This window comes from Vibrio sagamiensis NBRC 104589, from assembly GCF_007990935.1.
Taxonomy (GTDB): domain Bacteria; phylum Pseudomonadota; class Gammaproteobacteria; order Enterobacterales; family Vibrionaceae; genus Vibrio; species Vibrio sagamiensis.
The window spans coordinates 1-15,078 of record NZ_BJXJ01000023.1; the positions used below are offsets into that span (position 1 = coordinate 1).

The 15,078-nt window shown below is 40.4% G+C and carries 14 protein-coding genes; all 14 read right to left on the minus strand.

The features are described from left to right. Positions 1–225 precede the first annotated feature (225 nt). Positions 226–1,137 (minus strand): hypothetical protein, encoded by a 912-nt coding sequence (locus VSA01S_RS12205; protein WP_039981379.1) that lies wholly within the window; start codon positions 1,135–1,137, stop codon positions 226–228. A gap of 56 nt (positions 1,138–1,193) precedes the next feature. Beyond that, positions 1,194–1,946, minus strand: a complete 753-nt coding sequence (locus VSA01S_RS12210) for a hypothetical protein (protein ID WP_039981381.1) — start codon at positions 1,944–1,946, stop codon at positions 1,194–1,196. Positions 1,947–1,989: 43 nt separating this feature from the next. Then, positions 1,990–4,194, minus strand: coding sequence for an inverse autotransporter beta domain-containing protein (locus VSA01S_RS12215; protein ID WP_039981383.1), 2,205 nt, complete (start codon positions 4,192–4,194; stop codon positions 1,990–1,992). 233 nt (positions 4,195–4,427) lie between these two features. Continuing rightward, the gene (locus VSA01S_RS12220; protein ID WP_039981385.1) at positions 4,428–5,558 is read right to left on the minus strand and encodes a patatin-like phospholipase family protein; all 1,131 of its coding nucleotides are present in this window, start codon (positions 5,556–5,558) and stop codon (positions 4,428–4,430) included. A 20-nt stretch (positions 5,559–5,578) separates the two neighbouring features. Beyond that, entirely contained in the window at positions 5,579–5,671 is a 93-nt protein-coding gene (gene cydH, locus VSA01S_RS12225; RefSeq protein WP_158000774.1) for a cytochrome bd-I oxidase subunit CydH, read from the minus strand. Between the two features lie 423 nt (positions 5,672–6,094). Further along, entirely contained in the window at positions 6,095–7,339 is a 1,245-nt protein-coding gene (locus tag VSA01S_RS20025; RefSeq protein WP_039981388.1) for a hypothetical protein, read from the minus strand. A 402-nt stretch (positions 7,340–7,741) separates the two neighbouring features. Further along, the gene (locus VSA01S_RS12240; RefSeq protein WP_039981461.1) at positions 7,742–8,143 is read right to left on the minus strand and encodes a hypothetical protein; all 402 of its coding nucleotides are present in this window, start codon (positions 8,141–8,143) and stop codon (positions 7,742–7,744) included. A 232-nt stretch (positions 8,144–8,375) separates the two neighbouring features. Further along, positions 8,376–8,807 carry an RDD family protein gene (locus VSA01S_RS12245; RefSeq protein ID WP_039981390.1) on the minus strand — a complete coding sequence of 144 codons (432 nt, stop codon included), beginning with the start codon at positions 8,805–8,807 and terminating at the stop codon, positions 8,376–8,378. Next, positions 8,807–10,423 (minus strand): PTS transporter subunit EIIC, encoded by a 1,617-nt coding sequence (locus tag VSA01S_RS12250; RefSeq protein ID WP_039981392.1) that lies wholly within the window; start codon positions 10,421–10,423, stop codon positions 8,807–8,809. Before VSA01S_RS12250 ends, VSA01S_RS12245 begins: the two co-directional genes overlap by 1 nt. 443 nt (positions 10,424–10,866) lie before the next feature. Further along, the gene (locus VSA01S_RS12255) at positions 10,867–11,634 is read right to left on the minus strand and encodes a TatD family hydrolase (RefSeq protein ID WP_039981393.1); all 768 of its coding nucleotides are present in this window, start codon (positions 11,632–11,634) and stop codon (positions 10,867–10,869) included. Continuing rightward, entirely contained in the window at positions 11,625–12,587 is a 963-nt protein-coding gene (locus VSA01S_RS12260) for a DNA polymerase III subunit delta' (RefSeq protein WP_039981395.1), read from the minus strand. Before VSA01S_RS12260 ends, VSA01S_RS12255 begins: the two co-directional genes overlap by 10 nt. A 3-nt stretch (positions 12,588–12,590) precedes the next feature. After that, positions 12,591–13,235 carry a dTMP kinase gene (gene tmk, locus VSA01S_RS12265; protein ID WP_021707861.1) on the minus strand — a complete coding sequence of 215 codons (645 nt, stop codon included), beginning with the start codon at positions 13,233–13,235 and terminating at the stop codon, positions 12,591–12,593. Further along, positions 13,232–14,248 (minus strand): endolytic transglycosylase MltG, encoded by a 1,017-nt coding sequence (gene mltG, locus VSA01S_RS12270; protein WP_039981397.1) that lies wholly within the window; start codon positions 14,246–14,248, stop codon positions 13,232–13,234. Before mltG ends, tmk begins: the two co-directional genes overlap by 4 nt. After that, positions 14,245–15,060, minus strand: a complete 816-nt coding sequence (gene pabC, locus VSA01S_RS12275; protein WP_039981399.1) for an aminodeoxychorismate lyase — start codon at positions 15,058–15,060, stop codon at positions 14,245–14,247. The genes mltG and pabC overlap by 4 nt, the downstream gene beginning before the upstream one ends. Between the last annotated feature and the right edge of the window lie 18 nt (positions 15,061–15,078).

Consider the following 15,078-nt stretch of genomic DNA (forward strand, 5'->3'; position numbering starts at 1 on the left):
TATTGTCAAGACATTGTTGACTATTAACAATGCTGGATGAACCATAGTTTGTTGCTATATCTTGGGTTATTTGTGCAGCATGCACCGCAGGTATGCTGGCAAAGCCTGTCAGTAATAGTGTATAAAGGGGTGTATATTCCATGATAATCTTGGTCAGGTGTTTCATTTTTTATTCCTATAGTTTCATTGAGTAAGCAATGAATGTGATTCAAGTGGACACACATATTAAAATTGCGTACAGTGCACCATATTCGTCCGATAATCCTTACCGGGCTTCGCTTTTATTTGAAAATTAAACTCTGATAAAGATATACCGTCGGATACCTTACCGATATTATCAGCCTGATAAATAGTGGGAGCACCTTGACCTCCTGTAGGGATCTTTGTTGCTTCAAACTCTACCCATTCTCTACAAGCGTCATGACAGTATCTAACGGTTAAGTGTTCAGGTAAGGCCTTTTCTTGAAATGTTGGAATAAAGTTGTTGGCAACGTCTGTAATATTTATTCCCCCAGAAGTCGCCGTTTTACTCAACTCTCCAGGCAATGAACCGAGCGCCATGTTAGGAAACTCTAAATTATGAGTGTGAGTTTCTCCTTCTAAAGCATCAGTGTTAATTACCATCTGAGTTACCGCTTGATTGCCGGCTTCATAACAAATCCCATTAGTGAAATCCGCTGGATATTCTAATGCCACAGGCAGTGGGTCACTTTGAAATCTGCGCGTTGACTCAGGGTAACCTTTTTGCATTTCTCCGCTATAGCTTACTGATAAAGCTTTGAAACCTACTCCCTTAGTGAAAACTTTATCGATTTGATCTGGGGCAATCGTTAATTCTCGGTTTTTTTGTGGGAAGCAATAGTTTTCTGCATTCACACACCAATGATACTCAACCTTTAGCATGTCAACGAGATCACCATCTTGATCTTCTGTAGCGGGCGGCGATACTTTGATTGTGCCTATACCTATGGTGTGATGCTCATCTGAAGCGATTTCTAACGTTGGAGCTGCATTGCTAAAACCATGACCTTCAATAATTTGGGTTTGTGCGCAAACTTTATCTACCGCACAGGGCGTTGCAGCCGTCGATGACGTTGCGCCAAGTGCTAAAAAAAGAGTAATAAAACGAGACTTCATGACCTGTTACCCATAACGAGAAAAAGCGGGCTTAAGATAGCCCGCTGAAAAAGTGATTAACGAAGTTTTGAACGAACAGATGAGATACTATCTTTAGTAACAGTTGCAACAACCTTATAACCCTGAATTTCTTTTGGTGCTGTAATCGTTAATGTAGTGGAATCCACAGGAGTTCTCGTAGCCGCGTCTAGTTTTTGTTGTGCGAGAGCTTTGTCATACATACCGTCCCCTTGAGTGCCTTCCAAGCTTAGTTCAAGGTTCGATTCGGCAAGCGTGAAGTTACCTCCGTCCGTCGCCGTAATGGTAATAACATCATTAACAGAAACGCTTTGTGTAATCGTCACAGTTAGGTCTGCGATTATGCTGAAATCAGTGCTGACTGGTTGAGATTCTTTTGTGTCAACTGGGAAACCATAATCTGACTTTACTTTCCAATAAAGCTTTAGCTCTTTATTTTTTATGGTTTCCATATCAATATTATTTAGAGCTACTTGTGTTACTGATTCAAGAGGCTGGTCATGTAACTCAAAAAGTCTTTCATTCGAATTTTTAGGTGTTACCCATATGTCAAGCTGCGTTAAGTCATCACCATCTTCATCAGAAGCCGCATCCTTAGGAGCTTCATTCAGCTCAAGAATGACTTCATTCGAGTCCCATGTTAGAGCGTTATTTACTAAACTCGGAGCATTAATCGTTGGAGCATGACCATTGACTACATTGGTCATAGCACTTTCATTATCTGCACCCGCACCTGCACCTGCGGTTAAACCACCTAGAATAAGACCCAATGTGATTGCTGATTTTTTCATTATTTCCTCAGTATTTCTTTTTGTATTAGTTATTGATGATTGTTTAATTCGTTGTGGATACTTTAAATTGATAACCTTGGTCTTGGCCTTTTAGGCGATATCTTTGCTGCGTGGCACCTGTAATTTTTTCAAATTCACCATTACTATCATGGGCTCTACGCCACCACTGAAATTTAAACTTAGACAAATCCGTAATAACCGCACCCTCTTCTTCAAACACAAACGCACTCAAGGTTTGTAAAGTCATTAAAGATTCTGAATCACTTCCCTCTTTACCGGCCTCCTGGCCTGCATGAAAAATTTTCACTTGGTAATGGGTTTTCTGTGTCCATTCAATTTCGCCAGACTTACTCTCTTCTTGATTGTGATCATAAATTGCGTTGACCGTGATTTTTTGTCCTTTACTACTGTTAAGCACAAGCTGAGCTATCCCTTGCTCATCGGTTTTAGCCTCTAATTGCAGGGTATTTTTCTGCTGATTAAGTTCGATAGGCTCACCGTTGACCGTCAAATCTTGTAAATCCTCAGCGGTGATTGCAAAGGCCATAGGCACATCTTTGACCGCTTTATTCAATTTGGCCTTAGCGGTGATATTTTCTCCGGCAAGTGCACTAGACGGCACAAATTCTAGAGACTCAAGAACTTTGCTGTCCGTGACTTTGATCTTCATGACATTGGACTGCTTCACCTCACCACTTCGTAATTGGTAAACAACTTGCAGTGACAATTGGTTTAAGCCGTCATAACGATATGCTGGCACTTGGAAAATCGGTTTGGCTGATTGGGTATCATTAAGATACTGAGCTGCTTCACCTTGCCATTGATAACTGACGATATCGGCGCCACCTTTAACCTCCATCCAATTCGCGACCATTTGCTGGCTGTTTTCTTCGACCAGCGCAGACTCGGGCAGGTGGATACTAATGTCGGCATACTTCTGCTTGTATTCCAAGACCATATTATGATCACGCTGAACAAACTCAGTTAAGCGCTCTTTTTTAGGTATTAAACTTTGTTGAGATTGACGATGTTCACCTTGATATAATCCACTTAATGACAGGGTATAATTCACACCAGCAAAGTATTGGTCTTTGGCACCTTGCTCGCGTTGATATCCGAGTGTCAGCCCCCATTCTGGTGCTGGGTTAAACTCGGCGTTCACACTGAAATGGTAAGGGTCTTCACTCGGTAGACTGCCATCCATATGCTCAACATAACGGCCTAAATATTGTCCAGCAGTTAGGTTGAATTTCACTCGATTATCGATCGGTAAATAGGTATCAAGAGATAAATCCCAACCTTTCGCCGCTCGCTCAACCAAGCTATTCATCCCTTCATATAAATCAGGAGAGTCTTTCCAATCAGAGATAGGAAAGTAGACATTGGAAGTAAAGGTAAAATAATTGATACCGTACTCGGCACCGACACTCATACGCCTATGTTGACGAGAGAGATCGTAATCAATAAAGCTATTAATACCGAAATATTGCTCGTCATCCAACTGACGGTACCCCAAACCAATATGGGCAAAATCACGACCGTGAAAGTTATCACGGTTAAATAATGCCCCAGCTTGGACAAACCATAATGATTGATCATCCTGCTGCCAAAAAGGTAACAATGCTTCTACATGATCAAATGCCCACTGATGACCTGCGTTTAACGACAAACCAATATCAAGCTTTGCATCCCCCCAAGCTTGTGATAGCCATTGTTCAGACAGACTCACACCACTTGCAACTGCACGAGAAGGCAACTGTTCTTGATAAGTTTTGAGATTACCGTTTTGATATTGCTGTTGGCTGATCGCCACCAATTCTGCCGTTAAAGTATTGAGATACGGATGGGTTGACTTTTGTTGTTCAGCAATAAGATCCAAACTCGGTAAGTTGTTACCTGTTGAATGATATACCCGATACTCATTAGTAATGTTGTAAATAAGAGGCTCAATAGTTTGCCATTGTTCTGCTGAGTATGGACCACATTGAATTTGTGTAGCCCCACTCGGCTGAATTTCCTCACGACAATACGTCCCCATATTTAACAAGACTTGAAGCTTTTCTTCTTCGTCACCATAGAAAAAAAACTTAACGTATATATCTGGTTGTGTGTTCTTTGATTGTTTTTCGGTTTGCGTATTTACGTTGGAGTGATCAAGCTCACCTAATTTTTTAGCACATGCAGTATTGCTAATTAAATAAAAGCACGGAAAGACCAACGAAATACCAACAATTCTTTGCAGTGTCATGACAAATGTTTGATGAATAATTTGCCGGATAAGTTAACTGAAAAGTAGTCAATCTCAAGGTTATTCAAAGTAATTAAGAAATATTTACAATAAAAACAATTATTTGTGAAAAAAAGATAAAAAAAACAAAACTAAAAAGGTAACATTAATCTGACTTTTTCATTTTTATTTATGAAAAATTTGAATTAATTGGTAGAAAATGAAACGGTAGGTTTAGGCATGTCTATCGGATATCACCTTGGTTTGGTTAACTCATTATATAATTGTACGAAGTGGCCACCAATTTTAAGCCCTAACTGATAATCATGTTCTAAAGCTTCAGGTGTACTCATTAATGATGATGATTTAAGATCAGTTGTTGGTGCAAGTTGTAGGATAAATGCATCATCGGGTGGAGAGGCAAGAAACTCTTGAGTCAGCTCGAAAGTCTGATAATGAATCATTAACATGTCTGCTAAACCTGAATCGAAGTTTTCACCGATTAAGTGACTTAAGCGATACAGATTATCCGCTCCAAATAACCAACGGCCTCCGTTTAAAATAGGTTGTTTTGGTTGCACGGCCCCTTGCGCGAGAGTGATCTTCTGTTTTAAAAACTGTCCCCACTCAGCTACCCACTGATTTTTCTTTTGCTGCCAAGATTCTTGTATATTTTGATAAGGTTCATACAACCATTCTTGAACGATTGAATTAGTCGAAACTTGCTGTGAAAACTCTTTATCACTAAAAGGTTCGGTACGGATCACCACAATGTGGCGAGCATTATGCCTCCATGCCTCTTGAACCGGAATTGAAGCTGCTATTCCGCCATCAACAAAACGTTTACCTTGAATAGAGACAGGCCCTTGATACAATTTTGGAATAGCGCAGGTTGCAATCATTGTGCGCTCCCAATCATCTCCAAATAACGGAAGATATTGATCCGATAAAGTATCAATATCGGTTACAGCCGCAAAGGCCTGACGAGGGCCCAAAATGGCTTGTCCGTAAGCTAAATCCAAATTGAAAGGCGGTTTCTTAATCCGGTCTAATGCCCATTCAAGCCTCATGTGCTGTTTATTACGTATATAGCGAATGAGGTTGAAAAACTCTTTCGATTGAGTCAATTCGGTTGTGAATGCTTTACCCATCCCTTTTTGACGGCATAGATAAGCACAAATGTTCAATGCTCCTGCCGAAGTTCCATAGAAAACATCGAAGGGATCGAAATCTGCTAATAAAAAGGCATCAAGAACTCCAGAGGTGAAGATACCTCTTTGTCCTCCTCCTTGAGCAATCAGTGCTGTTTTACCATGACGAAATTGTTCATAGGTCTTGAAGTCAAGTTCAACATGATGATCAGTAATGAGACCACGATTGCGTATTTTTGGAGTAACCTCAGTAATTAGGCTGCCGATATTGCAACCGCCGCAAAAGAAATCAACACAGTAAATACCGTTACCGTGATGGACAAGGCTGCCTTAAGTTCATATTCCATTGGTGCTTCCTCCATTTATAGCCTAAGGTCAACTACTTCAGATAAATTAACCAAAATAATTGATCGATTTTTAACTGCCATAATAAGGATATAGATGAATAAAGCCTATTGAGCAAATTTCTCCTTGAGTAATTGCTATGGATGCAAGATCTCCGCCATTTCAATATCCCTATATTTAGCGAAAAGTGGTAAACACGATAAGAATCAGGAAAGAATTGGAAAAAAGCATCCCCCAAGCGCCTCTGCTAAAGTTTTCGAGAGCACTTGGGGATCGAGTCACTTTGTAATGGTTTCCAATAGTAACTACGACGTTCAGGTTCTTAAGTACTTAGATATTACTAAAGTACGAAAACATACAAGCAATTACACAACGAAACTCATCACTATAAAAAGTAAGTTCATCTTATGAAAACAAAATAAACATTAGCTCATTCTTGCCAGTAAATCAGCCAACATTGCCTTAATGGCCACCCTATCACTGACATCAAGCTCAGGTAAAGTGCTTGCAAGTTGTTCAACTAAATTTTCGGCTTTATCACGAGGCAACTCTTTGCTCGTTAATTCACCTTTTAGAAGAGACAGGTAAGTTTTGGGTTCATTGAGTCTAGCATTACTAATATCGCTCAACTTAACCTGCAGTTCACCACTGTGTTGAGAGCTTTTTTTCGTTAATAATTTGTTGTTGGCTTTAATCAATGTATTTAAAGAACTTTCAGCTGAAGGCAGATAATGTGAACGAATTGTGTTTCCCAAGGCTTCTTTACTCAAAGATAGCTGATTTTCTAATCTTGAAAATTCTTTTTTCAAGTCCAACTTTTCGTCATTGTCTAGTTTAGTCGTTACTTGGTTTTTAAATTTTTCCAATTCATCCCCATGACTGTTCCCGAATGGGGCTAAAAACAAATTCAAAACAGCCTTATCAGTGATTTTTTGACGAAATGCTTCAGATGAACTGAACTTATCTTTGAACTCTTTAATATCACTTGGATCGCTTAAATCTTTTTCTGTTGCAAGAGTACTCATATATTGGACAGCATCTAATGTGAAATCAAATCCATCAGCTAATGAACGACAGGCGGCATCGAAGTCCGTCATGCCAGACTCCGTTGCCCTAGCAGTTTGAATTAATTTTTCACTCGTTTTTGATTCTGTCATTTTTCCCGCACGAGCGGCAACTTTTGCAGCCAACTGATCTTCAAATTTGACACCAATACTTTGTTGTGTTGCAACTGTTGGTTTAGGAAGTGGGGCCCTAGACATCAGCGGTGGCGGAGGCGGTGGCGGAGGTGCCATAGACGGTTTCGGTGGCGGTGGCGGTGGCGGTGGCGGAGGTGCTACAAGTGCTGATGAAGGTGTTAAAGCTCCGGAGTTCTCTTTTTTATCTTTTAGTGAAATATTATTTTGAACATGTGATTTAGCTGACTCTGGGATGTACGATGATTTCAACTGGCGTTGCTGCAGCTCTTGTTTCATGTTTATTTTATTTAAATCAGAACTTTCTCTGTCGAAGCTTTTAAACCAATTTAGAGTATTAGAAAATCCAGTTTTTCTTTCATTGGTGTTTTCAATTTGTTTAATATTGAGTCTTTTATCTGTGGCAATCCCATTGGAACTAGGGACATCAACTGAAGCAATGCGACTGAAGATTGGGGTGGTAGAACCAGGCATTTTATTCCTTCCAAAGCAGTAATTTTAAATCTTATCGATAGACTATATAGATAAAGATTACTGATAGCATGGGATTTTATTTGAATTTTACTGATGGAGAATTGTTTTACTAATTATATTCAATAACTTCAAACTGAGTAATACAAAGCGAGAGCATTGTGCCAAACTCAAGGAAGAAAATGGAGCCGTCTTGTTGGTGTTTTCCTTCTAAATATTAATTTCAATAATGAATAGACTAAATCACAATTTTTCATGTTACTTTTTATCAAGAACAGGAATATACCCAAATGACATCACTCTGAATCATGCATCTTGAGATCACTTGGGTGTGATATTGAACAGGTAAACTATCTTTCACGTGTTATTTAAGATGTCGATTTAAAAACGCTTGCCATCAAAGGGCTAAAAACCGTAGGTAATACCAACCGCAGCACCTATGTGAAGATCTAAATCATCGTTCAAATCAAGTTCTGGATGAACTTGTCCATACAAATTCCATTGTTTAGCAAAGTTCCAATCTAAGCCCAATGGAGCTCGAAGGCCAAATCCATCATCCCATTCATTCCAAGCACCTGCACCCACATACCACGTAAAAGGCATTTTGTTAGCGAATGAGCCACGAAGAGCAATGTAATCAAACGCAATACCATCATTACCAACGGTACCTCGGTATTGATCGTTAGCTTCAATCACAACGCTCAAACCTTGATCCATAGCCATCCCTACTTCAAGTCCTTCCATTTGACCTTTGGCCATGGATAAACCTGGCAGTAATGTCGCCAAAACGAGTATTTTTTTCATAATTTCCATTCTATTCAATAATTTCAAAGCCAGCTACAACACAGTACATTCCTAATATCCCTTATATAGGGAATTAGATATTACGAACACTCTAATATTAATAAAACTGAAAGTAAAATAAAAAATCCGAGTACTTAAGTACTCGGATTTTAATGGCTTTTCATCTCAATATCTTGGATATGCAACGTGCTTAACTCACGTAACCAATGGCATAAATTCTTATGCGAGGGTGGCTTTATGCAAGTGGTTCAACGTCATAAAGGTAATATTGAATACCTACGTAAAGGTAGTAAAAGCCCAATGTTGACAAAAGCAAGAAAATCTTTTTTCTCTCACGTTTAAGGTATCGGCTTATATTTGGCACCTTATCTATCTCAACCTGCTCTACCTGCAGTAAGTATTTCCCAAGAGACTTCCCTAGCAGATTATAACAGATTGAGCAGTAACCAATATAAACACCAATAAACGACATCAGTATTATGACCATAAGCATCCACAACGTGGGCAAAGCCATATCATCATTCAACGAAAGATGTAAGATGCCAGAATCAAATACATTTGCAGTGATGAGTGCGAGTAATGAAAGTACCACTTGAGTAAACATTTTAGCAATCATCACATCAATAACAAATGCACCTGTTCTTCTAAACTTTCTTGCTGCGTTCATTATTTACCAAGCAACGAGTTAATTTGAGCTTTGTAACCCGCAGCTTCAGCACCATAGATTGCCTGAATACCCGTGTCACCAACTTTAACTAAACCTTTTGCACCCAATTCTTGAGTCCAGTAGTCATTCTCTTTTACTTGACCATTGTCTTTAACCGAAATGCGTAAGCGAGTAATACACGCATCAACGTCAACGATATTCTCAGCTCCTCCCAAAGCATCAATCATCATCTTAGCTTTGTCAGAACTACCGGCACCGCCTTTAGATGCTTGATAATCTTTCTTAGAAACAACCGCAACAGCACTACCTTTACGGCCCGGTGTTTTAATATCAAATTTAACAATGAACCAGCGGAAAATAAAGAAATAAGCCACTGCGTAAGCCAGACCAACTAGGACAATGTAGTACCAGTTGTTTTCAGCACCCGTAACACCAGGCAATAAACCGAATAATGTAAAGTCAATGAAACCGCCACTAAATGTCATACCAACTTTCACGTTGAGCATGTCCATCAGCATAAAAGAAAGACCGGCCAAAGGAACATAAATTGCGTAGTATAAGAATGGCGATAGGAATAGGAACGTAAATTCGATAGGCTCTGTAATACCTGTCAAAAATGCCGTTAATGCAACCGAGAATAAAAGACCGCCTGCTGCTTTCTTATTTTCTTCATCTGCAAGTGTGTACATCGCGTAAGCCGCTGCAGGCAAACCAAACATCATGAATGGGAATTTACCCGTCATAAAGTTAGTTGAAGTAAACTGTGAGAAGTCGCTTGTTGCCAGAGATTGGAAGAAAATATTTTGCGTACCTTTGATCACTTCTCCTGCAATTTCTGCTGTGCCACCGATTTCTGTCTGCCATAAAGGTAGGTAGAAAACATGGTGTAAACCAACAGGAATCAGTGCACGTTCAATAACACCAAAGATAAATGACGCAATGTAACCATGACCAGAAGCCGTCAACTCACCTAATGCCGAACCTATCGCACCAAACGCTGCACCAAAGAAAGGCCAAATAAAGGTTAATGCAATACCGTAGAATAGCGCTGAGAAAGCACTAATGATAGGAACGAAACGTGCACCACCGAAGAAACCAAGATAATCAGGCAGTTTTACATCGTGGTATTTGTTATGTAGAACAACCGTTACCGCACCAGCAATTAGGCCACCGAACACCCCCATACTTAGCGTGTTCGTAATACCCAACATATCTGCAAGAACACCAGGGTATTCTTTCCCCATAAGAACAACGGTATTAGTATCAAGGTTAATCATGTTCGCCACAACTAACGTCTTTGCAATTACCACGTTCATTACAAGATATGAAATCAAAGCAGCCAATGCCGCTGCACCTTTTTCCGCACGAGCAAAACCGACAGCGATTGCAAGGGCAAACATAACAGGCAAGTTAGCAAAAACGATACTACCTGCAGCTGTCATTACTTGAAGGAAGCTATTTAGAATACTTCCGTCTTCTAACGCACCAATTTGGTATGCGTCAATCATTGCTTGGTTTGTAAAACTACCACCAATACCTAACATGATACCTGCAGCAGGTAACAAGGCAATTGGTAACATAATAGCTTGTGAAAGTTTACTAAAGAAACTTTTCATACGTTTATGCTCCTGATAAATGATAAGTAATTAAGATTACTCGCGGCACACCCCCGTCGCCTGATGCAAGTACTCTTATTAAATGCCGTAAGCTAAGACATTATATTTTTCGCCTCTAAATATATCTTGAGGCCCTTCATACTTTCTACAAAGTTATGAAATTTAGTTTCAAAATAAGCTTCAGATCACATCTGGGCAATTCACTCTAAAACCAAAAGAATAATCACAAGTAGCTGTATTTTATGATTTATATTTAATCCCCATCGTAAAGACGTGTAAATAACAAGAGACAAACTTGTTATTTTAGGTAACAAAATTACATTTGAGTAAATTAAATACAATTACTTTAAAAAGTAGATGAACCCACCTTAAACTGCTTATTTAATTTACACTTATACAAAATAGCAGACTCTACCATGCTATTAATTGTCAGGATTAATTTTTTACCGCAAAAAAAGAGTATGGAAATTCTCCGTCGTTTTTTGACCTACTTCAAATAGGGAACATCCTCTTAACTGAGCAATATACGCTGCAACCTCAACGACGTAAGCTGGTTGATTTTCTTTGCCACGATGAGGAACCGGGGCAAGATAAGGGGAATCTGTTTCGATCAAAAGTCTTTCTAGAGGTAATGCTTTAACTACTTCTTTCAGCTCTGTTGCCTGGCGGAAAGTTACAATACCCGAGATCGAAATATAAAAGCCCAGTTCCATTGCAGCTTCAGCAAAAGGTAAATCTTCTGTAAAACAATGAATCACGCCACCACATTTTTGTGCGTTACCATTTTTAAGAATATCCAATGTATCATGACGAGCATTTCGGGTATGGATAATCAATGGCTTATTGTACTCTACTGCCAGTTCAACCTGCTGTTCGAAACGCTCTTTTTGTAAAGCTGCGGTTTCTGGTTTGTAGTGATAATCTAAACCGGTTTCACCAATAGCAACAACTTTGTCATATGAAGCGTACTGCCGAAGTTTTTCCAGTGAAAATACACTATCGACATCCAGTGGGTGAACACCACACGAAGCATGTACATTTTCATAAGGCATAATCATTTCCAACATTTTTGGAAAAGCATCCATTGTTACACCAACAGATAGCAGTTCTTTGACATTAGCTTGCTGTGCCTTGTTAATCACATCTTCAACACTTGTATGAAGATCGTCGTAATTTAATTTGTCTAAATGACAGTGCGAATCTACGAACATAGTTCCTCTCGTGATTCAATTAACCAGTTGATTGATAAAAGCTCTAGGTTTAAACCTGAAAAGCGGTGAAGTTGTTGTTTCAGTTCTAAGAGTTTGTTGGCTGAACGGTGCAAACCATCGAAGTGAACGGATGTAAAACGCACAGCGCCGGGCAGTTGCTCAGGAACGGTCAGTCCAAAGTGTACTTTCTGAGCGTCACTGAGCAAAAGCCACGCCCAATCGAGTGCTTTGTTTGGGTATTGACCAAACAAAGATGCACAATGAAATAGGTTTGCATTTGGCGATAATAAAGCGTCAATTAGGCTGTTTTCAAATTTCTGGTAGGCCTCTAACTCGCCTTCTTTTAATGCCGCTAATGTCGCAAGCGGAGAGCCCATATTTAATTTAAGCGCATAAGCAGGAATCGTATTTTGCGTATGTTGGCTCAACCAATCTGTCGCTTGTTGTGCCGATGGTGAGGTGACTGTCCACTTTTGACAGCGGCTTTTAATGGTCGGCAACAAGATCTCTTGATGCTCCGTAAGCAAAAGAAAAACGCAGTTTTGTCCCGGCTCTTCCAAAGTTTTCAATAGCGCATTAGAAGCAGATTCATTCATGGCGTCTGCAGGTGCAATAATAAACACTCGATAGCCATTAAGCTGAGCAGACTCTTGAGCCAGTCGATTTACTAAGCGAATTTGATCAACCGTGATCGACTTACCTTCTTTTTCTGGCTTGATCCAGTGTAAATCAGGATGGCTTTGCGACTGAACTAATTGGCAACTGTGGCAGAAACCACACGCTTCGCTCTTATCATTTTGGCAGATTAAAGTGTAGCTCAAAGCCTCAGCCAACTTTTCGGTTCCTAAATCTTTGTCAGAGTGGAACAACAAGGCACCCGAGATTCTATCAAGCTCTAAACTCGTTTTTAGGTTTGTCCACACAGGTTCTAACCAAGGGTAATCATTTAACATGAATCACTCCGGTTTTGATGATTGCTCTAGCCAAGCGGTCAATGCGGCTTTGATATCGTAAGCCACTTCATCTATTCCCTGCTCGGCATTAATCACTGTAATAGCGTCGTCGGTATGCGCTAATTCTAAATAACGTTCACGGGTACGCTCAAAAAAGCTGATGTCCATTTTTTCGATACGATCCAGCTCGCCTCTTCCGCGAGCTCGTTCTAGACCAATACTAGGATCAATATCCATGTATAAAGTCAAAGCCGGTTTAAAGTCACCTAGCGTTGTATCACGAAGGTTTTTCATCAAAGCCGCATCCATTTGACGTCCACCACCTTGATAAGCTTGCGATGAAAGATCATGACGGTCACCGACAACCCACTGTCCGTTTGCCAGTGCTGGCTTAATGACATTTTCCACTAACTGAACGCGTGCGGCATAAAGCAGCAGAAGTTCAGTCATATCTTTCAGTTCTTCGCCCTGATGCTCTTCTTTTACCAACTGACGCATTTTTTCAGCCAATGGCGTGCCTCCTGGTTCACGAGTGTTAACGACATCGTGGATACCGGCGGCGTTCAGGGTTTCTAAAACTGTTTTAATCGCGGTACTCTTGCCCGCACCCTCTAGGCCTTCGACGACAATAAAGTTTGCTTTCTTCATTTGTTTTTTCTCAACTCTTTTAAGTAGGCTCGCACAGCTCGGTTATGTTCAGCAAGGGACTTCGAAAAGACGTGTCCACCTTTACCACTGGCAACAAAATACAAATAGCGACTGCTGTCTGGGTTTAATGCTGCTGCAATAGAGGCTTCACCTGCCATTGCAATTGGTGTTGGAGGCAATCCATTAATCGTATAAGTATTATATGGTGTTGGTGTACGTAAGTCTTTTTTGCGAATATTGCCTTGATAAGCATCGCCCATTCCATAGATAACCGTCGGATCAGTTTGTAAACGCATGCCTCTGTTTAGGCGGTTAATGAATACTGATGAAACTCGTGCTCGTTCACTATCAATCGAAGTTTCTTTTTCGATGATTGATGCCAAGATCAAGGCAGCATAAGCATCTTTTAAAGGTAACTTCTGCTGGCGTGATGCCCAATGGCTTTCTAGGACACGGTTTAATTTATTGTGTGCTCGGCGAAGTATCTGGCTTTCCGTGGTCCCAGAAGTGAAGTGATAAGTTTCAGCCAAAAAAAGACCTTCAAGTTTGTCTTGCTCGATATTGAGTTTCTTTGCCGCTTCTTTTTCAGACAGCCCTGCTAAATCGTGCTGGATATTTGGTGCCGCTCTGAGTTGTTTAACCCAATCACTGTAACGGCTCCCTTCAACAAAGGTGATCGAGAACTGGTGCTCTTTGCCTGTATTGAAAAGCTGCAGAGCTTGGTACAACGATACATTAGGCTCAAGTTGGTAGGTGCCTGCTCTTATATTTAATAGTTGTGGATAAAGACGCGGCATTAATCGCGTGTAGTCTGATGATTCGATGATCTTCTCCTTCACTAACTGACGCATCAGGCGGTGAAAGTTCGTGCCATTTTCTACCGTAAAGAGCTGAGGTTGCTCAATGAGAATCGGCTCATTTACGTACTGCTTTGTTTGTGAGATAGCGTAAAAAAGACCTGCAGCTAAAAGCGCCGCGACAAGTACAATAAAAGCCAATAGTTTTTTTATCACGTATTTAAATTCCTTTGAAGTTGTCGAGTGAGCTTTCCAATCAAAAACGTCTGATTATATTCCGGGTTGGATAAATGGGTAATAGGAGCAACACCAAGTAGCGCGTTGCAGATCCACATTTCTTCCGCTTGCACTAAGTCATCTAAAGTGAACATACCAATATGAGTGGTGTAACCTTGGCTTTGTAGATTCGTTAACACTTTTCTGCGCATCACTCCAGCCACACCTGATAGACTCAAATCAGGCGTATAAATTTGATTATCCTGTAGCCAAAAAAGATTGGCCATTGTCGTTTCAATAAGATGATGGTTGATATTTAGCATCACTGCGTCAGCAAACCCACTGCCTTCCAATTCAGCTTTGGCCATCACTTGCTCCAAGCGATTATTATGTTTATGGCCGGCAAGCATGGGTTGGATGCCTAACTGCGTTTGACATACACCCAGTGCTAAACCATTTTCTTGCCATTGTAGATAATGAGAGGGGTAGTCAAAGCTGGTCACTGTCACCGTGGGTTGATTGAGTCCAACGGGACTATAACCTCGCCCACCTTCCCCGCGACTAATATGGATTTTGATACCACCAAGGCCATCGCTTAAAACCAGTTGATTGGCCCAATCCAAAACCTGTTGCCAATCAGGCAATGGGATGTGTAAAGCAGTGAGACACGCTTCAAGTCGCTCGATATGTTCAGGCCAAAATACCAATTTACCCTGTTTGGTCAATATGGTACTAAAACAACCATCACCATATTGAAAACTGCGGTCACCGATGGGCACATGAGTGTGCGGCATTCCGTTTACCAAAAACATATTCAAGCTACCTAATGT